This is a genomic window from Micromonospora sp. NPDC049201, assembly GCF_055586805.1.
This window is the reverse complement of sequence record NZ_JBVJHM010000004.1, coordinates 410,133-428,692: the sequence shown is the minus strand read 5'-3', so window position 1 is coordinate 428,692 and position 18,560 is coordinate 410,133. Positions and strand designations below refer to the sequence as shown.

The window sequence follows — 18,560 nt, the reverse complement described above, 5'->3', positions numbered from 1 at the left end:
GGGGCCCCCGCCCATACCGGAGGCGTTAAGAAGGGGCCCCTCCTTTCACCGCAGGTGGAGGACGTCGCCGGCGGCCAGGCGGAGGGTATCGCCGGTGGTGGGGGCGACCAGGAGTTGGCCGTCGGGGTCGACGCCGGTCGCGGTGCCGTGCACCTCGCGCCCGTCCGGCAGCAGCACCCGCACCCGACGGCCGATCGTGGCGCACCCGGCCAGGTACGCCTCGCGCAGCCCGCTGGCCTCCGCGTCGCCCCCGGCGTCGCGCCAGCGCGCGTACCAGTCGGCGAGCGAGCGCAGCAGCGCCCGCAGCAGCGGATCGCGGTCGGTGGCCGTGGCGCCGGCGAGCTGGAGCGAGGTGGCCGGCAGGCCGGTCGGGTTCTCCGGCAGCTCGGCGGCGCGCAGCGTCACGTTGAGGCCGACGCCGACCACGATCGCGGGCGGGCCGGCCCCGTCGCCGGGCACCGCCTCGGCCAGCACCCCGGCGCACTTCGCGCCGTCCACCAGCAGGTCGTTGGGCCACTTCAGCCGGGCGTCCAGCTCGGCCAGCAGGCGGACCGCCTCGGCCAGCGCGACGCCGGCCAGCAGCGGCAGCCAGCCGTACCCGGTGGCCGGCACCGGCGACCAGCCGCGTTCGGCGTCCGCCTCCCCGGGCCGGAGCAGGACGCTGGCCGCGATGCCGGCGCGCGGCGGCGACTGCCAGACCCGGCCCCGCCGCCCCCGGCCGGCGGTCTGCCGCTCGGCGACCACCACCAGGCCCTCCGGTTCGCCGGCCCGCGCGGCGGCCACCACGTCGGCGTTGGTCGAGCCGGTCTCCACCAGCAGCTCCAACCGGCGCCAGGGCCCGTGCGGGGCGACCAGCGCGCGCCGCAGCCGGGCCGCCGACAGCGGCGGGCGGTCCAGATCGGTGTACGGCGAGCCGGGCATCCCGCCAGCCTACGGCCCCCCGGGTTCGCCGGTCGCCGGTAAGCGGTGAGGCGCACTGCACAACCTCACCCACCTGAACCATCGTTATATTCCACGGGTGACTACCGAGACCGGGACCACCATCCACACGACCGCCGGCAAGCTGGCGGACCTGGAGCGACGGCTCGACGAGGCGGTGCACGCCGGGTCGGCGCGCGCGGTCGAGAAGCAGCACGCGCGAGGCAAGAAGACCGCCCGGGAGCGGATCGGGCTGCTCCTCGACGAGGGCTCGTTCGTCGAGCTGGACGAGTTCGCCCGGCACCGCTCGACGAACTTCGGGCTGGAGCGCACCCGCCCGTACGGCGACGGCGTGGTGACCGGCTACGGCACCGTGGACGGCCGGCAGGTCTGCGTGTTCGCGCAGGACTTCACCGTCTTCGGCGGCTCCCTCGGCGAGGTCTTCGGGGAGAAGATCGTCAAGCTGATGGACCTGGCCATGAAGATCGGCTGCCCGGTCGTCGGCATCAACGACTCCGGTGGGGCGCGGATCCAGGAGGGCGTCGCCTCGCTCGGTCTCTACGGCGAGATCTTCTTCCGCAACGTGCGGGCCAGCGGTGTCATCCCGCAGATCTCCCTGATCATGGGTCCGTGCGCGGGTGGCGCGGTCTACTCCCCGGCGGTCACCGACTTCACCGTGATGGTCGACCAGACCTCGCACATGTTCATCACCGGCCCCGACGTGATCAAGACGGTCACCGGCGAGGACGTCGGCATGGAGGAGCTGGGCGGCGCCCGCACCCACAACGCCCGCAGCGGCAACGCGCACTACCTCGGCACCGACGAGGAGGACGCGATCGACTACGTGAAGGCGCTGCTGTCGTACCTGCCGTCGAACAACCTGGACGAGCCGGTGGTGTTCGACGCCCCGGCCGACCTGGCGGTCACCGACTCCGACCGGGAGCTGGACACGCTGATCCCGGACTCGGCCAACCAGCCGTACGACATGCACCGGGTCATCGAGCACGTGCTCGACGACGGCGAGTTCCTCGAGGTGCAGCCGCTGTACGCGCAGAACATGGTGGTCGGCTTCGGCCGCGTCGAGGGTCGCCCGGTGGGCGTGGTGGCGAACCAGCCGATGCAGTTCGCCGGCACGCTCGACATCGCCGCCTCGGAGAAGGCCGCCCGGTTCGTGCGCACCTGCGACGCGTTCAACGTGCCGGTGCTGACGTTCGTGGACGTGCCCGGCTTCCTGCCCGGCACCGGGCAGGAGTGGGACGGCATCATCCGGCGCGGCGCGAAGCTCATCTACGCGTACGCCGAGGCCACCGTCCCGAAGGTCACCGTGATCACCCGCAAGGCGTACGGCGGCGCGTACGACGTGATGGGCTCCAAGCACCTCGGCGCGGACCTCAACTTCGCCTGGCCGACCGCACAGATCGCGGTGATGGGCGCCCAGGGCGCGGTGAACATCCTCTACCGCGCCGAACTGGCGAACGCCGAGGACCCGGCCGCCGTCCGCGCCGAGAAGATCGCCGAGTACGAGGACACGCTGGCCAACCCGTACATCGCCGCCGAGCGCGGCTACGTCGACGGGGTGATTCCGCCGCACGAGACGCGGACCCAGATCGTCCGGGCGCTGCGGGTGCTACGCACCAAGCGCGAGACGCTGCCGCCGAAGAAGCACGGCAACATCCCGCTGTAGGTGTAAGGAGGGGCCCCCAGTTAACGCCTCGCGTAGAGCGGGGGCCCCTTCTCACCCGCGGCCCGGGTTCAGCAGCCGGGGTTGGCGGCGACGCACATCCGCGCGGCGGCGGCCCGGGCCACCTCCCGCATCTGCGCCTCGCGCACCTGGGCGTCGGGGAGGTCGGTACGCAGCGCCCCCGCCAGCACGAGGACGCTGACCAGGTCACCCACCCGGACGACCACCCGGCTCTCGAACACCGGCGGGTAGCCGGGCGGCTGACCCGTCGTCGCGTCGGGCAGCACCGTGGCGGTGTGTCGGAGCAGCACCGCCTGGTCGCCGGCGAACCCGCTCTCGGCGATCGTCCAGCGGTGCTCGACCCGGGCGTCGGTCCTTTCCCGATCGGTGTAGGCCTGGCCCGCCGCCTGCCACGCACCGCAGGCCCCCACCCGGTGTTCCAGGTCGCCGATGAACCGGCGGGCCGCGTCGGGCTCGATGCGGTAGAGATCCTGGGTGATCACCACTTCGGGAGTGGTCTGCGACTTTCCGGCCACGACCGCGGCCAGCATCGTCTGGGAACGGGAGTAACGCGAGCGCGGTTCCACCGCCGGCAGACCCTGGGCCTTACCGCAGACCTGGAGCAGGTCGTCGACCCGGGCGGGCTCGTCGAGACCCGAGTCGGCCAGGCGCTCACCGGTCGGGACCGGCACGTCCCCCGGCGCCAGCATCGCCGCCACCGGAATCTCCGCGTACCCGCCGGTGGTGTTGGCCGCGGGCGGCGGCGGGCCGCCGGCGCGGTCCACCATCGTCGCGGCGAGCGCGGCGACCACCACCACCGACACGGCGGCCAACGCGGCGGTCCGGCGGCTGCGCCGCCGGGCCGTGGCCCGGATCTCCGCCGGCTCCGCCCACCTGACGGTCCGCAGGTCCCGGTGCAGCGCCTCCACGAGCGTGACGTCGTCAGGCATCTGCCGCCTCCTCTTCCAGATCCACGACGGCGAGCAGCCCGGCGAGCGCGCTCCGCCCCCTCGACAGCCGGGCCTTGACGGTGCCGACCGGCGCCTCGGTCTCCCGGGCCACCTCGGCGACCGGCATGCCGAGCAGGTAGTGCATCGCGATGGCGGTGCGTTGCGCCTCGGGCAGCCGACGCAACGCGGCCACCACATCCATCGTCTCGGTGCTCGGCGCCGGTACGTGCTCGTCCGCCCCGTGCCGCAGGTAGGCGCGGGCCCGGCTGCGCAGGCTGCGCCACCGACTCACCGCGATCCGGCTGGCCACCACCCGCACCCAGGACTCCGGATCGTCGTACCCGCGCACGGTCGACCACCGCTGCCAGGCCCGGATGTACGCCTCCTGCACCGCGTCCTGCGCCTCGGCCAGGTCACCGGTGAGCACGTACACGAAGCCGAGCAGCCGTTGCCGGCTGCCCCGGTAGAACTCGTCGAAGCCGTCGCTGTCGGGCACTGCCACCTCCCCGTGTCGCCAGGGACACGCCTGGCGGCGCGGCTCGGGTTGCCCGCTCAGCCGACGAATTTCTCCAGTTCCTCGCGGAGGAAGCCGCCGGCCGGGATCCGTTCGCGGACCGCCCGCCGGACGGCGGTCTGGACCGCGGCGTTGACCGGGGTGGGCACCCCGTGCAGGCGGCCGAGCAGCACGATCTCGCCGTTGAGGTGGTCGGCCTCGGCGGAGCCGGCGCCCCGGGCGAGGCTCTGCCAGGTGGAGCCGCCGGACCGCGTCTCGCCGTCGACCGGTCGGTGCGCCACCAGGTCACCGCGCGCGGCGGCCTCCTCCTCGCGGGTCGTGTGCGGGATACCGGCGGCGGCCAGCGCCGCCTCGCCCTCGGCGCGGACCCGGGCCGACAGCGGCTCGGGCACGTCGCGGCCGAGCAGCGCCTGGAGGCCGTTGCCGAGGTTGGCCAGGAGCTTGCCGTACTTCCAGCGCATCACGTCGTCGCGGACCGGGGCGACGAACCCGGCGGCGGTCAGGTCGGCGGCGACCGCCCGGCCGGTGTCGTCGGTGCCGGTCGGGTAGCGCCCGAGGTGCAGCATCCCCGGATGCGGGTGCCCGTTGGCCACCACCACGCCCGGTTCCAGGTGGGTGGCGGGCAGCCACACGCAGACCGGGTGCACCCGGGCGAAGAGCCGCAGCGCGGCGGGTTCGTTCGCCACCCCGTTCTGGGCCAGCACGACCGGGAGCCGCTCGCCCGCCGTGCCGCCGCCCGCCACCGGCGCGTCGGCCCAGGTGGTCAGCGCGGCGACGGTGTCCTGCGACTTCACGGTGAGGACCAGCACGGTGTCGGCCGGCAACGGTGGGCCGCCCGGCCCGGCCGCCGCCGGCAGCCGGCCGGACACCGTGCCGCGCGGCGTCCGCAGCGTCAACCCCCGCTCACGCAGCGCGTCCAGGTGGGCGCCGCGGGCCACCAGCGTCACGTCGCGGCCGGCGTCGGCCAGCAGTACGCCGATGGTGCCGCCGACCGCGCCCGCTCCGATGATCACGTATCGCACCGGTCCGATTCTGCCTCGTCGGGCCGGGTTCCGCCCGGCACGGTGGCGTGTCCCGGTGCGACGAGGCGTGCCGCGTCCCGGCGTGGACACCGGAGCGGCGGGTGCCGGAGCACGGGACGGGGTCAGCCGGTGAGGCCGGTGTCGGCGAGGATCGGGCCGGCCAGCAGCAGCGCGCCGGCGACCAGCGCGCCGACACTGACCAGCAGGAACACGGCCACCCAGAACAGCGGCGGGAACGGCGTGAGCCGGGCGAGCTGGTCGGCGTCCGACTCCGGCATCCGGCCGCGGCTGCGTTGGCGTCGCAGCTCGAACACCGGGCGTACGCCGCCGAACAGCAGGAACCAGATCGACGTCCAGGCGAACGCGGCCTGGACCTGGGGCGGGGTGTACCAGGAGACAGCGAGCACCAGACCGCCGGTGACCAGCAGCGACAGCGCGCCGAACAGGTTGCGGATCAGCACCAGCATGGCCAGCAGCAGCGCCACCGCGACCCAGAGCAGCAGCGTGATCCGGTTGCCGGCGAGCAGCCACGCACCGGCCAGACCGAGCAGCGAGGGGGCGACGTAGCCGGCGAGCAGTGTGAGGATCATGCCCGGTCCGGAGGGCCGACCGGCGGAGAGCGTCAGCCCGGACGTGTCCGAGTGCAGCCGGATGCCGTGCAGCCGCCGGCCGGTGAGCAGCGCCACCAGCGCGTGGCCGCCCTCGTGGGCGATGGTCACCGCGTTGCGGGCGATCCGCCACGGCAACCGGGTGGCGACCACCGCGAGCGCGACCACGGCGGTGAGCACCACCAGCAGCGGGGGCGGGTCCGGCTGGGCGCTCAGCAGCGTGTCCCAGAGCGTGGTGAGACCGTCGATCAGGGGCATGGGCGGGGAGCCTACCGGCCGGAGTCGTGTCGATCGACCGGCCTGTCCTCGTAGAGTGTGAGACTGATCGGACGAGGCGCCGGAACGGAGGTGAGGTCGGTGAGCGCAGCCTCCCTGGAGCCCCACAGCTCGCACGTGGGTCCGTGGACCGAGGCCGACTACCTCGCGCTGGAGGACAGCCTCGACCGCATCGAACTGCTCGACGGGAGCCTGATCGTGACCCCTGCCCCGAGCAAGAGGCACCAGTTGGTGTCTTGGAACCTGGTGGACAGCCTGCGCCGGGCTGCCCGCCCGCTCGGATTGTTGGTGTTCGAGGCGGTGAACGTACGGCTCGGCGTCAATCGCATGGTCATCCCGGACGTGGTCGTCGCTGACACGGACGACGAAGGCGCCGTGGTCGAGGCCTGCGAGGTCAGGCTGATATGTGAAGTCGTCTCCCCCGGCAACGCCGCCGCCGACCGGGTCCTGAAGATGCAGCTCTACGCGATCGCCCGCATTCCGTGGTACCTGCTTGTCGAGCAGGACGGCGACAGCCACTCGCTGCGGCTGCACCGGCTCGACGGTGAGCACTACGTCGAGGACGCGATCGCCAAGGCCGGTGCGACACTGACGGTGACCGAGCCATTTCGCTGGGCAATGGACCCGGCCACGCTCCGCTGACTCCGAAGTCGCGCGCCACCAGGGACGACGACATTCGTCGATGAAAATTTCCTTGCTTGCTATTGCGATGCAGGGCAGTTATCTCCAAAGATGGGCGTCAATCAGTTGACGTCCCCTGGAGGCAAACCATGGCCCGTACCAGACTCTCCGTACGCCGGTTCCTCGCCGCCGGCCTGGCCGTCGCCGCCACCGCGGCCGCGGCCCTCGTGGCGACCGCCGGACCGGCCGCCGCCGCGACCACGCCCGGCATCGACGTCTCCCGCTACCAGGGCAGCATCAACTGGACCAGCGTGCGGAACTCGGGCATCCAGTTCGCCTTCATCAAGGCCACCGAGGGCACCACCTACAAGGACCCGAACTTCAACACGAACTACGTGAACGCCTACAACGCCGGCGTGATCCGCGGGGCGTACCACTTCGCCCGGCCGAACATCTCCGCCGGCTCCACCCAGGCCGGCTACCTGGCCAGCAACGGTGGCGCCTGGTCCGCCGACAGCCGGACGCTGCCCGCCGCGCTGGACATCGAGGCCAACCCGTACAGCGGCGGCTACTGCTACGGCCTGAGCACCACCGGCATGCGCAACTGGATCCAGGACTTCCTCAACACCTACCGCTCCCGCACCGGCCGGTACGCGGTCATCTACACCACCACGAGCTGGTGGAACCAGTGCACCGGCAGCTGGACCGGCCCGTGGGCCAACCACCCGCTGTGGCTCGCCCGCTGGTCGAGCACGCCCGGCTCGCTGCCGGCCGGCGCCCCGGTCTGGAGCTTCTGGCAGTACACCAGCAGCGGAAGCGTCTCCGGCATCAGCGGCAACGTCGACCGCAACTACTGGAACGGCGACCGCACCCGGCTGATCGCGCTGGCCAACAACACCTGACGGACCTGCACGGAAGCGGGACCGCCCCGAATCGGGGCGGTCCCGCTGTCGTCGTACCGTCTGATCGAAGTTCAGGCCCGGCGGCGCGAGGCGACCGGCACGGGCACCGCGGCAGGCCGACGGGTCCAGCGCCACGCCGCGACCCCGGCGACGGTCAGGGTGAGCACCCCGAGGACCGCGACCGGCGCGGACAGGCCGGCGGTGATCAGGAGCAGGACGGCGTCGCCGAGCGCGACCAGCATCCACAGTGCCAGCCGGGGGCCGGTGTCCCTGCGTCGGTAACCCATGTCGCACCTCCTTCGTCGGGGTATTCATACCCCCGACTACGGAAAGTCATGCGAACAAGTTTCGCGGGCGCGGGATTCGCCGGTCAGTTCTTCCGGTCCGGCACGAAACCCTTGGTGATCACGTCGAAGGCGGCCAGGTTGGCCTGCCAGTCCTTCGCCGGCACCTCCCAGCGCAGCGCGTAGCCCCGGTTGCTGGCCGTGGCCACGCCCCGGTTACGCACGTGGAAACGGGTGCCGTTGTCGCGCGTCTCCAGCCAGTCCCAGTCGGCGCAGGTGCGGTAGTAGCCCTTGCACGGGACGATGTCGACAAGCTCGTAGTTGCTGACCCGCGAACGCCGGTAGGGCTCCTGCTCCCGCCAGTCGGCGAGCGCGTCCTTCTCCGGACGGTCCGTCCACTGCATGAACAGCACCCGGCGGGCGCCGCCCACCTCGTAGAGCACGACCTGGTTGTTGCCGGGCCGGGCCTGCCAGCCGTTCGGGATCGGCACCTTGAAGCCGTTCGAGCCGGTGTAGTAGCGCCAGCCGGTCGGCAGCACGAACCCGGTCGGCGACGGGCTGGCCGACGGGCTCGGGCTGGTCGACGGGCTGGCCGACGGCGCGCTCGCACTCGGTGAGGCGCTGGCGCTCGGCGCGGGCGGGACCGCCGACGCCACCGAGGAACCGGTGGTCGGTCGAGCGTCGTCACCCCCGTCGTCGTCGCCGTTGTTCAGCAGCGGCACGGCCACCGCCAGGCCGACCAGCAACACCAGAACCAGCGCGCCGAGCAGCAGGTTGCGCCGGTTAGGCGCCGCCTTGACGCCCGGCAGCACGGTCGCCCGACCGGTCGACGACACCGGGCCACCCGCCGCCGGGCTGACCGGCGCGGATCCGGCCGGAGCCGGGCTGACCGGCGCCGGGGCCGGACGTTGCGCGGGCGCGGCGGCGACCGGCTCACCGTCGAGCCGGGTCTCGTCGAGCGCCGGGTCGGCGTCGTCCACCCGGGTCTCGTCGACCGGCGGATCGGCGTCGAGCTTCGTCGTCGGATCGGCGACCGGCGGCGTCACCTTCGCGGTCGGTCCGGCGTCCGAGGTGGACGCCGGCACCTTCGCGGTCGGCTCGGCGACCGCCCCACTAGCGGCGGCGGCCACCCCGGACGCCGAGGTGGAAGCGCGTTCGACCTGGTCGTCGGCGGGGCGCGGCGCGGGCACCAGCGGCGGTCGCGGCGCGCGCGGACCGTTCGGCCCCGGCCGGCGTACGCCGTCCAGCAGCGAGATGCCCCTGGCCCGCCGGCCGCCGACCTTGCGCAGCATGCGCTCCGCCACCTCGGCGGTGATCCGCTCGTCCGGATCCTTGCGCAGCAGGCCCTGGAGCACCGGCTTGAGCGGCCCGGCGTTGCGCGGCGGCGGCATCGGCTCGGTGGCGAGCGCGGCCAGCGTGGCGATCGCCGACGGGCGAGCGTACGGCGACTTGCCCTCGACGGCGGCGTAGAGCGTGGCGCCCAGCGACCACAGGTCGGCCTCCGGGCCGGCGGTGCCGTCCCGTGCCCGCTCCGGGGAGATGTACGCCGGGGAGCCCAGCACCATGCCGGTGCGGGTCACGTTCGGGTCGCCCGGAATGGTGGCCAGGCCGAAGTCGGTGAGCACCACCCGACCGTCCTCGCCGAGCAGCACGTTGCCCGGCTTCACGTCGCGGTGCATGATGCCGGCCTTGTGCGCGGCCTTCAACGCGCCCAGCACGCCGAGACCGATCTCGACCGCCTTGGCCACCGAGACCGGGCCGTCCTCGGCGATCGTGTCCTGCAACGACTTCGAGGCGACGTACTCCATGACGATCCACGGGTCGCCGTCGGTGCGCAGCACGTCGAAGATGCGGACCACGTTGACGTTGTTGAGCCGGGCGATCGCGCGCGCCTCACGCAGCGAGCGTTCCCGCATCTCACGGCGCTCGTCCGGGGTGAGACCGGGCGGCGGGACCAGCTCCTTGATGGCGACGTCGCGGTGCAGCACCTCGTCCCGCGCCTTCCAGACGCGGCCCATGCCGCCCTGACCGAGCGGCGTGATGAGCCGGTATCGGTCAGCGACGAGTTGGGGAAGCGCGTTCGACATCGCAGAAACGGTACCCGGCCGGTCCGACGCGTACACCGCCGGCACGCCACTCTACGACGAAGGTCGAGTTCGCGACGCGTACCCTTGGGTCATGTCTGCCGAAGAGCCGATGTTCCGGGTCGTCCGCGGCGTGCCCACCGCCGAGGAACTGGCCGCCCTGGTCGGCGCGGTCATGGTGCGCACCCGCCCGGTCACGGCCCCCGCGCCGGCCGCCGTCTCGCACTGGACGCGCAGCGCCCGCCCGGCCGGCGCGACGCCGGTCGCCGGCCCCGGCGCGTGGCGCGGCTCCGGCCTTCCCCGCTGAAACCTTCCCCGCAACGCGAGCGGTGCCGGGGCTGCCAGGATCAGCGTGGAGCCACTAACCTCACTCTGGGAAACCGTTCGGTGACAGGCAGCAGGGAGGTTCGATGATCCCGGAGGACAACCAGCCAGCCGGCTGGCTGCGCGGCTACGGCGGCATCGAGGCCGATATCCGACAGATGCGAGAGTTCGCCGACCGGCTACAGGACGAGGTCACGCGCAACTACTCGCCCCACCTGTCCTACATCGCCGACGACATGAAGGCCCCGGTGCCCAATCCGGCCGACGCCTTCATCGAGCTGGTGCAGTTCCTCCAGGCCCACCACGAGACGCAGAAGGCAGCGGTCAGCGCCGTGTGGGACCTGGCGCCCGCCACCGGCCGGCTGGCCGAGGCCGCCGGCCGGATCGCCGCCCGCTACGACGACTCCGACGCCTTCTCCTCCGCCCGGGTCGCCGACGTCGAACGGGCGCTCACCGGCCCCACCACCGCCGCCGTGGCGCGCCCCACCCCGCCACTCGCCGACCCCACCGGCCCCGATCAGGGGCGGGTGGTCCTGCCGTGATCGAACGGGGCGGCGGCCGCACCTCCGGGCTCACCGACTGGCGACTGATGGACGTGCTCAGCATGTGGGCGTGCCTCCAGGACCAGGACACCGCCGGTCAGTGGAAACAGGTCGCCGGCTGGCGCAAGGTGTGCGACCTGGCGCTGGCCCACCTCGGCCGGCTCCGGGAATACCGGCGCGGCCTCGCCGAGGCGTGGCCGCCCGAGACCAACGCCGCCGCCCAGGCGTACGTCGGCGAACTCGACCAGCTCATCGACCGGGTGCAGCGCACCCACGACGCCGCCGCCGCGAACTACGACGCGCTCGCCGCCGCCGCGCGCGCCATCGGCAGCGCCCGCAGTGAACTGCAACCGCTGTACGACGAGTTCGCCACCAAGCTGCGGCAGAAGCAGGCGTACGAGGCGACGATCGCCGATCCGAAGGCGGTTGCCGGAAGCCGACTGCCGGAGCGGCCCCCGGTGACCGACGACGACCTGGAGCAGTTGAACGTACGGGCACGCGGGTTGATGACGGGGTTGAGCGGAGAACTCCAACTGGCCCAGGTCATGCTCCGCCAACCTCCACCAAAGGCAAAGCTGCCAAGGCAAGCCGAAGACTCAGACGCATACGGAAACTCTGTCCCGATAATCCCGCCCGTCGTGCCGGCACCCATCGACAGCCCTGTTGGTTCCCGAAATCGGCTGAGTTCCAGGCCAGGCGCATCAGCGGGCTCCCCCGATGCAAGCAGGGGACCCGTACTAGGCAGCGCAGTAGGTGGGACTGCCTCGCCTCCTCCGCCCGTCCAGTCGGCGGCTAATCCGCTCCCCGGCACGGCGACAGGCGGAGCCACGAACCTCCCACCTTCGCCGATCACGGGCCATGGCACGAGGCCGCGTAGTCGGATCACCCCTGGGATAGACCGAGCTAATAGGCTCTTGGGTGGCGACATAGCGCCCACTTCTACGCCTCGATCTCTGCCGACAGGAGGGCTGATAGGCGGAAACTCGGCTACCGGGATGCCAATCTCAAATGGAGGTACATCACCTCGCAGGGTTAACCCGGTGGGCGGCGTGATCGGTGGAGGGGGGGCCGGGACAGCGCCAACAGGTGGCGCTGGCTCTCGACCCGGCAGCGGAAAGCCCATCTCGTCTAATGGATTCCACGGATTACCACCCATCGGCGGAAGTCCTGGCTCTGCACCGATGGGAGCAGGCCCGTTTAGCGGCCACACCACGCAATCTAGGAAAAGGAACGAAAGCGACGAGCAGCGCCGATGGGATCCCGACAACCCATGGCAGGTTGAGCAGGGTGTAGATCCGATCATGAGGCCGCCTGATGATGCCGGCCCGCCTGATCCAGGTCCAGCAATCGGCTTCGACCGATAATGACGCCCTACCTTGTCGCTGGGCTACTCCTTTCAGTCCTCGCCGGTTCCACGATTGCACCCCTAGTGGAACCGCCTCCAGTCGCTGTACGTAAAGACCAATGGCACCTTGAGTCACTAAAAGTGCTTGAAGCTCAGCGTTTTAGCCAAGGCGAAGGCGTTATCATTGCACTCCCAGACACCGGAGTCGACCCCCATCCAGACTTAGCAGGAAATGTCCTACCCGGAACCGACGTGACTGGCCGGGGAGATGGCCGCCGAGACAAGAATGGGCATGGCACTTCCATGGCCGGCTTAATCGCCGCCCATGGAAAAAGCGACAACACTGGAGCACTCGGAGTAGCCCCTAGAGCTAAGCTCCTGCCCATACGATCCGAACTATTCGCGGGCAGAGGGGATACCGACGAGCTCGCCGTAAGCATAGAATGGGCGGTCGCACACCATGCGGATATAGTCAGCGTCTCGGCAGTCGCTGGCGCCAGCACTCGCCTTCAGAAAGCCGTTCAATCAGCACTCGATGCAGACATCGTAGTGGTGGCATCCGCCGGAAATCGGCCAGAAGATGCAAACGTGGGCTACCCTGCTTCCGAACCGGGTGTAATCGCGGTCGGCGGCGTCGATCGCCGGGGACAACATGCCGCAATTTCTGTTAGTGGACCAGAAGTGGACGTTGTAGCTCCTGCTGTCGACATCTACAGCACCAGCTTTGGCGGCAAGTACTCGAAGGGCACGGGAACTTCCAGCGCCACCGCGATTGTTGCCGGCGCTGCTGCTCTGATCCGCTCCAAATATCCCCACCTCCCCGCCGCAGAGGTCGCGCACCGCCTTACCGCGACCGCTGTCGACAAGGGGCCGCCCGGTCGCGACGACCAGTACGGGTACGGGGTGATCGACCTGGTCGCGGCACTCACCGCCGACGTACCCCCGCTCGGGTTCGAGTCCACCGGGGTGACCGCCCCGGCACCGACGGCAGCCACGCCCGGGGCCGGCGGTGACGACGGCACGGTCCGGGGCCTCGCGACCCTCGGGGTGCTGCTGGCTGCCGGCGGCGGCTATCTGGTCTGGCGGCGTCGTCGACGTGCCGACGACCCACCACCGAGGGAGAGCCGGTAGCGTCGGCGGGGTGTCGACTTCCGCGCCGCTGCGCCTCGTACTCGCCTCGCAGAGTCCTGCCCGCCGCAAGCTGCTCCAGGCCGCCGGGATCGAGCCCGATGTGCTGGTCAGCGGCGTCGACGAGTCGCAGGTGGTCAGCGACCGGGCCGAGGAGTTGTGCCTCGAACTGGCCCGGCTGAAGGCGCAGGCCGTGCTCGGCCGGCTGCGTTCCGTCCCGGGCGAGCGCACGCTGGTGCTCGGCTGTGACTCGGTGCTCGCGTTCGACGGCGAGATCCTCGGCAAGCCGGCGGACGCGGCCGACGCCACCGGGCGGTGGCAGCGGATGCGCGGGCGCAGCGGCGTGCTGCACACCGGGCACTGTCTGATCGACGTGGCAGCCGGGGCCCGCGCGGAGGCGGTCGCCTCGACCACGGTGCACTTCGCCGACATCAGCGACGAGGAGATCGTGGCGTATGTGGCGACGGGCGAGCCGCTGGCGGTGGCCGGGGCGTTCACCATCGACGGGCTGGGCGGCGCGTTCCTGACCGGCATCGAGGGTGATCCCGGCACGGTGGTGGGGCTGTCCCTGCCGCTGTTGCGCCGGCTTCTCGGCGAGTTGGGGCTGAGCGTCGTCGACCTGTGGACGAAGGTCGCGCCGGGCGGCCAGGAGATCGAACATCTCGGCTAACGTCCGGACATGAGCACGAAGCCGTTGCCGCTGACCACGGAGCTGCACGCCTACCTGGTGGCCCACGGGTCCGCGCCCGACGAGATCGCCCGGGATCTGGCCGACGAGACCCGGGCGGCCCTGCCGGCCGAGGCGGGTATGCGGGTCGCGCCGGAGCACGTGGCGTTCCTGACGTTCCTGACCCGGCTGGTCGGCGTGCGGCAGGCCGTGGCGGTGGGCACCTGCACCTGGTTGCCCGCGCTGGCGATCGCCCGTGGGTTGGCCGATGGCGGCCGGCTGGCCTGCTTCGACACGTTCGAGGGGGACACCGGGGTGGTCCGCCGCCACTGGGCGCGGGCCGGCGTCGAGGAGCGGATCGACCTGCGTACCGGGCCGGTCGCGGACCGGCTACGTGAGCTGCCCCGGGAGCGGTACCTCGACGTCGCGTTCCTCGGCGCGGACGCGGTGGACCACCCGGTCCACTGGGACGAACTGGTGCCCCGGATGTGTCCCGGCGGGGTGATCACGGTCGACCGCACGCTCCGCGCCGGCCGGGTGCTTGCTCCGCGTGACGCGGATGATCGGGCGGTCGCCGCCTTCAACGACGAGGTCGCCGCGGACGCCCGCGTCGAGGTGGTCATGCTGCCGATCGCGGACGGGGTCACCCTCGCCCGGGTGCGCTGAGCGGGGGCAGGGCGCGGCCGAGGCGGACGGTCAGCAGCACGGCCGCCGCGATGAAGCACGGCAGCATCAGGAAGGCCGGATGCGGTCCGACGCCGTCGGCCACCCAGCCGAGCGCGACCGGCGCGATCCCGAAACCCACCGCCATCGAGTACGACGACCAGCCCGCCGCCCGGTCGGTGGCCGGTCCGGCCACCGCCAGCGCGATGGAGATCGCCAGCGGGTAGTGCAGGGCGTTGCCCAAGCCGAGCACGACCAGACCGGTGACCGCCAGCCAGCCGATCGGGCTGGCCCAGAACAGCGCGAACCCGGCGAGCGACACGGTGAACGCGCCGAGCAGCAGCGGCACCGGTGGCCAGCGCAGCGCCGCCCGTCCCCCGGCGGCCCGCCCGGCGAACATGCCGCAGACGATCGCCGCGACGGCCGCCGACGCGCCGCCGGCGCTCAGCCCGGCGTGGGTACGCAGCACGTCGGCGGTCCAGAGCGACAGGCAGACCTCGATCGAGCCGGTGACCGCCATCAACACCCAGGCGATCCAGTACGCGCGCGGCAACCGTCCCGACGCCGGCCGGTCGGCGTCGGCAGCCCGGAGGGATGCTGGTCGAGCGGGGCCGCGACCGGATCCGAACTCGGCCGGCCTCCAGCGGGATCGACGGCTGGCCCTGCGGCAGGAACAACAGCCGGCCCCGCAGCGGGAACAACGGCTGGCCCCGTAGCAGGAACGACGGCCGGCCCCGCGGCGGGAACAACGGCCGGTGCCGCGGCAGGAACGACGGCCGGCCCCGCGGCGGGAACAACGGCCGGCGCCCCGACGGGGACGACGGCCGGCGCCCCGACGGGGACGACGGCCGGCGCCCCGACGGGGACGGCGGCCGGCGCCCCGACGGGGACGGCGGCAGCCGCGGTAGCGGGGGCGCGCTGCGGCAGGCGTACCCAAAAGGTCAGGGCGGTGAGCGCGACCAACGTGATCAGCCCGACCTCGACGGCGGTCACAGGTCGCCAGCCGAGGCCGGCGTCGACGGTGGCCCCGATGGTCAGCGGGGCCAGGATGCCCATGCCGGCGCAGACGGCGTTGGCCTCGGTGAGCGCGGCGGGGGCGGCCGGGCCGTGCCGGGCGGTGAGCACCACGTTGACGCCGCTGATCACCATCATGCCGAAGGTGGCGACGACCGCGACGGCGGCGATGGTGGCGGGCAGCGGGCGGAGCACGCCGAGCGCGGTGACGCCGGCGGCCACGCCGGCGAGGCCGAGCCAGACGGCCGGGCCGCGGCCGTAGCGGCGGGCGACCGGGGCGAAGAGCGCGCCGCCGGCCAGCGCGCCGATCGCGATGCCGGTGCTGTGCAGGCCGGCCACCGCGGCGCTGGTGTTCTGCTCGTCGCGGAGCAGCGGTACGACGGGGCCGAACCCGTAGAGGAAGAAGCCCCAGAGGCCGAGCTGGGCGTAGGCCAGCCAGGTGGTGCGGTCACGGGTGAGGCGGGGCACCGGCCCGACGCTACGCGCGCGTGACCGGCACCCCGCCAGCAGTGAGAGGCAGCTCTCGCTGGGGTGTTAAGAAGGGGCCCCGCCTCTACCGAATGCGTTAAGAGGGGGCCCGGCCTTTCACCGGACGCTGCGGGCGAACTGGCGGGCGGCCCAGACGACGCCGGCCACCGCGAGCACGGCGATGATGCTGAGCCCCTGCCAGACCTTGTCGTTGCCCAGGTCGCCGGCGAACAGGGCGCGGGTGCCGTCGACCGCCCAGGAGAACGGGTTCCACTTGGCGACGCCCTGCAACCAGCCGGGGGCGAAGGTGAGCGGCAGCAGGATGCCGGAGAGGAGCAGCACCGGCTGCGCGACGGTGTTCATCAGCGGGGCGAGCGCGTCCTCGCTCTTGACCTTGAGCGCGACGCCGTAGGAGACGGCCGAGGTCATCAGCGCGATGAGGGCGAGCATCAGGTACGCCAGGAGCAGGTAGCCGATGAACACGCGCAGGTCGAACAGGACCGCCAGCAGCGTGATGATGACGGCCTGCGCGATCAGCGAGACCACGTCGCGCAGGGCGCGGCCGAGCAGCAGGGCGAGCCGGCTGACCGGGGTGACCCGGGAGCGTTCGATGACGCCGGCGCGCAGCTCGGCGATCAGGCCGAAGCCCTGGAACAGGCCGCCGAAGATGGCCAGCAGGACCAGCAGGCCGGGCACGAAGATCTTGTACGCGGCGGCCTGCGTGGGCGCGTTCAGGGCCGGCTTGAGCAACGGGGCGAAGAGCAGCAGGTACATGACCGGCTGGAAGACGCCGACGAAGACCCAGACCGGGTTGCGGAGCAGCAGTTGGGCCTGGCGCTGGAAGATCAGCCAGGTGTCGCGGGCGAGTTTCATGACGGGCTTCTCCGGGGGTCAGGACTCGCGCAGCGAGCGGCCGGTCTTGGTGAGGAAGACGTCGTCGAGGCTGGGTCGGTGCAGCTCGATCGAGCGCAGCTCCAGCCCGGCGTGGTCGAGGCGGCGCAGCACCTGCGGGATGGCGACGGCGCCCTCGTCGACGTAGAGGCGCAGGCCGCCCTCGTCGACGGTCTCCAGCTTGGTCACGTACGCCTCGGTGTCGAGCAGCTCGGCGGCCTGCGGGGTGCTGGCGGCGTCCAGGCCGACGATCACCACCTCGCCGGAGATCTCCCGCTTCAGCTCGGCCGGGGTGCCCTCCGCGACGATCTCGCCGTGATCCATGATCGCGATCCGGTCGCAGAGCGCGTCGGCCTCGTCCAGGTAGTGCGTGGTGATGAAGACGGTCATCCCCTCGGTACGCAGCCGGCGGATCTCGTCCCACATGTGGGCGCGGCTCTGCGGGTCGAGGCCGGTGGTCGGCTCGTCCAGGAAGACGATCTTCGGTTCGTGGATGATGCCGAGCGCGATCTCGACGCGCCGGCGCTGACCGCCGGAGTAGGTCTTGCACTTGCGGTCGGCGTACTCGCTGAGTTGGAACGCGTCCAGCGCGCGGGCGGCGCGGCGGTGCGCGTCGGCCTTGGTGATGCCGTAGAGGCGGGCCTGGAGCACCAGCTCCTCACGGGCGCTGGACTCGTCCCAGGTGCTGCCGCCCTGGGGCACGTAGCCGATCCGGCGGCGCACCCCTGACGGGTCCTTGCGCAGGTCGGCGCCGGCGATGGTGGCCTGGCCGCCGTCCGGCTCGATGAGGGTGGCGAGCATCCGCAGCGTGGTGGTCTTGCCGGCGCCGTTGGGCCCGAGGAAGCCGAAGATCTCCCCCTCGGCGACGTCGAGGTTGACGCCGCGGACCGCGTCCACGGTTTTCGTCTCGCGACCCGCGCGGGAGCGGAACGACTTCCGCAGCCCCCTGGTCTCGATCATTTCTGCTCCTGGTCGTCCGGGCCGGGGGCACCCGGCCACCGGTCAGCGGTTCGCGTCGAGGCTAACGCGATATAGCTCTTGTGGTCAACTTTGATTATTTCGTGTCACCGTCCGTCCAGCCGGACCACCCCTCGGCCCGTTCCATCCCCTCCGGCAGGTACGACACCCCGGCCTCGATGCGCTCCGCGATCCGCTCGCACCAGGCCATCTCCGCCTCTGCCCGGGCCAGCCACAGCTCGAACATCCAGCCCACGTGCACCGGCTTGCGGGCCCGTACCCAGTCCGAGTCCAGCGAGGCCCGCATCGACTCCACCCCGGCGCGCAGCAGGTTGGCCCGGTTGCGCAGCGCCGCCGCCGCCTCCTCACGCGGCATCGCCGGCAGGAACGAGAACGCCACCGCGAACGGGTCCGGCGACTCGTGGAGCTGCCACCACTGTGCCCGCAACAGCGTCTCGAACTCGTCCTCACCCTTCGCCGTCACCTCGTACGTGGTGCGGGCCGGACGCGCGCCCACCTGCTCGACCGAGACGGTCCGCAGCAGCCCTTCGTCGGTGAGCTTGCGCAACGCGTGGTAGATCGACCCGGGCTGCACGTTGGCCCATTTGTCCGCACTCCAACTGAGCAGTTCGCGGCGCACGTCGTAGCCGTGCACCGGCTGCATCCACCTGACCAGGCCCAGAATCATCATCCGCGTCGCC

At 72.0% G+C, this 18,560-nt stretch carries 21 protein-coding genes; 8 read left to right on the top strand and 13 right to left on the bottom strand.

All coding sequences use genetic code 11. The features are described from left to right. Positions 1-45: 45 nt before the first annotated feature. Positions 46-921, bottom strand: a complete 876-nt coding sequence (locus ACZ6O5_RS11985) for a biotin--[acetyl-CoA-carboxylase] ligase (protein WP_465976495.1) — start codon at positions 919-921, stop codon at positions 46-48. A gap of 97 nt (positions 922-1,018) precedes the next feature. On the opposite strand from ACZ6O5_RS11985, the gene ACZ6O5_RS11980 reads away from it, so the two are divergent. Next, positions 1,019-2,602: an acyl-CoA carboxylase subunit beta gene (locus tag ACZ6O5_RS11980; protein ID WP_281942833.1), complete on the top strand. Its 1,584-nt coding sequence runs from the start codon at positions 1,019-1,021 to the stop codon at positions 2,600-2,602. Between the two features lie 68 nt (positions 2,603-2,670). Here the strand turns inward: ACZ6O5_RS11980 and ACZ6O5_RS11975 are convergent, their stop codons facing one another. The 4 genes from ACZ6O5_RS11975 to ACZ6O5_RS11960 all read right to left on the bottom strand — a co-directional run bounded on the left by ACZ6O5_RS11975 (position 2,671) and on the right by ACZ6O5_RS11960 (position 5,951). After that, entirely contained in the window at positions 2,671-3,549 is an 879-nt protein-coding gene (locus tag ACZ6O5_RS11975; RefSeq protein WP_465976493.1) for a hypothetical protein, read from the bottom strand. Further along, a complete protein-coding gene (locus tag ACZ6O5_RS11970) occupies positions 3,542-4,045 on the bottom strand; it encodes a SigE family RNA polymerase sigma factor (RefSeq protein WP_281942863.1) in 504 nt (167 codons plus the stop codon). Before ACZ6O5_RS11970 ends, ACZ6O5_RS11975 begins: the two co-directional genes overlap by 8 nt. A 56-nt stretch (positions 4,046-4,101) precedes the next feature. Further along, entirely contained in the window at positions 4,102-5,085 is a 984-nt protein-coding gene (locus ACZ6O5_RS11965) for a ketopantoate reductase family protein (protein ID WP_465976491.1), read from the bottom strand. A gap of 122 nt (positions 5,086-5,207) precedes the next feature. After that, entirely contained in the window at positions 5,208-5,951 is a 744-nt protein-coding gene (locus ACZ6O5_RS11960) for a M50 family metallopeptidase (RefSeq protein ID WP_465976489.1), read from the bottom strand. 90 nt (positions 5,952-6,041) lie between these two features. Here ACZ6O5_RS11960 and ACZ6O5_RS11955 point away from each other — a divergent pair, with 90 nt between their 5' ends. Both ACZ6O5_RS11955 and ACZ6O5_RS11950 read left to right on the top strand, forming a co-directional pair. Beyond that, a complete protein-coding gene (locus ACZ6O5_RS11955) occupies positions 6,042-6,611 on the top strand; it encodes a Uma2 family endonuclease (RefSeq protein ID WP_465976715.1) in 570 nt (189 codons plus the stop codon). A 128-nt stretch (positions 6,612-6,739) separates the two neighbouring features. Continuing rightward, entirely contained in the window at positions 6,740-7,492 is a 753-nt protein-coding gene (locus ACZ6O5_RS11950) for a GH25 family lysozyme (protein WP_465976487.1), read from the top strand. A gap of 71 nt (positions 7,493-7,563) precedes the next feature. Here ACZ6O5_RS11950 and ACZ6O5_RS11945 read toward each other — a convergent pair whose 3' ends face one another. Both ACZ6O5_RS11945 and ACZ6O5_RS11940 read right to left on the bottom strand, forming a co-directional pair. After that, on the bottom strand, positions 7,564-7,779 hold the full coding sequence (locus ACZ6O5_RS11945; RefSeq protein WP_107157229.1) for a hypothetical protein: 216 nt from the start codon (positions 7,777-7,779) through the stop codon (positions 7,564-7,566). Positions 7,780-7,862: 83 nt separating this feature from the next. Further along, positions 7,863-9,863: a serine/threonine-protein kinase gene (locus tag ACZ6O5_RS11940; protein WP_465976485.1), complete on the bottom strand. Its 2,001-nt coding sequence runs from the start codon at positions 9,861-9,863 to the stop codon at positions 7,863-7,865. Positions 9,864-9,954: 91 nt separating this feature from the next. On the opposite strand from ACZ6O5_RS11940, the gene ACZ6O5_RS11935 reads away from it, so the two are divergent. Together ACZ6O5_RS11935 and ACZ6O5_RS11930 are read left to right on the top strand one after the other, a co-directional pair. Beyond that, entirely contained in the window at positions 9,955-10,167 is a 213-nt protein-coding gene (locus tag ACZ6O5_RS11935; RefSeq protein ID WP_465976483.1) for an acyl-CoA carboxylase subunit epsilon, read from the top strand. A 103-nt stretch (positions 10,168-10,270) separates the two neighbouring features. Then, complete coding sequence (locus ACZ6O5_RS11930; RefSeq protein WP_465976481.1) at positions 10,271-10,726, top strand: hypothetical protein; 456 nt, start codon at positions 10,271-10,273, stop codon at positions 10,724-10,726. Here the strand turns inward: ACZ6O5_RS11930 and ACZ6O5_RS11925 are convergent. After that, positions 10,702-11,283, bottom strand: coding sequence for a hypothetical protein (locus ACZ6O5_RS11925; protein ID WP_465976479.1), 582 nt, complete (start codon positions 11,281-11,283; stop codon positions 10,702-10,704). The two genes, ACZ6O5_RS11930 and ACZ6O5_RS11925, sit on opposite strands and share 25 nt — an antisense overlap. 806 nt (positions 11,284-12,089) lie before the next feature. On the opposite strand from ACZ6O5_RS11925, the gene mycP reads away from it, so the two are divergent. The 3 genes from mycP to ACZ6O5_RS11910 are packed head-to-tail and all read left to right on the top strand — an operon-like array spanning position 12,090 to position 14,532. Next, positions 12,090-13,202, top strand: a complete 1,113-nt coding sequence (gene mycP, locus ACZ6O5_RS11920) for a type VII secretion-associated serine protease mycosin (protein WP_465976477.1) — start codon at positions 12,090-12,092, stop codon at positions 13,200-13,202. Between the two features lie 10 nt (positions 13,203-13,212). Further along, complete coding sequence (locus ACZ6O5_RS11915) at positions 13,213-13,869, top strand: Maf family protein (protein WP_465976475.1); 657 nt, start codon at positions 13,213-13,215, stop codon at positions 13,867-13,869. A gap of 9 nt (positions 13,870-13,878) precedes the next feature. After that, positions 13,879-14,532: an O-methyltransferase gene (locus ACZ6O5_RS11910; RefSeq protein ID WP_465976473.1), complete on the top strand. Its 654-nt coding sequence runs from the start codon at positions 13,879-13,881 to the stop codon at positions 14,530-14,532. On the opposite strand, the gene ACZ6O5_RS11905 is transcribed toward ACZ6O5_RS11910, so the two are convergent. The 5 genes from ACZ6O5_RS11905 to ACZ6O5_RS11885 form a co-directional block, all read right to left on the bottom strand. After that, entirely contained in the window at positions 14,510-15,049 is a 540-nt protein-coding gene (locus tag ACZ6O5_RS11905) for an MFS transporter (RefSeq protein WP_465976471.1), read from the bottom strand. The two genes, ACZ6O5_RS11910 and ACZ6O5_RS11905, sit on opposite strands and share 23 nt — an antisense overlap. Continuing rightward, entirely contained in the window at positions 15,049-16,011 is a 963-nt protein-coding gene (locus ACZ6O5_RS11900) for an MFS transporter (RefSeq protein WP_465976469.1), read from the bottom strand. Before ACZ6O5_RS11900 ends, ACZ6O5_RS11905 begins: the two co-directional genes overlap by 1 nt. A 117-nt stretch (positions 16,012-16,128) precedes the next feature. After that, positions 16,129-16,884 (bottom strand): ABC transporter permease, encoded by a 756-nt coding sequence (locus tag ACZ6O5_RS11895; protein WP_107157220.1) that lies wholly within the window; start codon positions 16,882-16,884, stop codon positions 16,129-16,131. 18 nt (positions 16,885-16,902) lie between these two features. Next, positions 16,903-17,862, bottom strand: coding sequence for an ATP-binding cassette domain-containing protein (locus ACZ6O5_RS11890; protein ID WP_396773009.1), 960 nt, complete (start codon positions 17,860-17,862; stop codon positions 16,903-16,905). A gap of 94 nt (positions 17,863-17,956) precedes the next feature. Next, entirely contained in the window at positions 17,957-18,550 is a 594-nt protein-coding gene (locus tag ACZ6O5_RS11885) for a PadR family transcriptional regulator (protein ID WP_465976713.1), read from the bottom strand. Between the last annotated feature and the right edge of the window lie 10 nt (positions 18,551-18,560).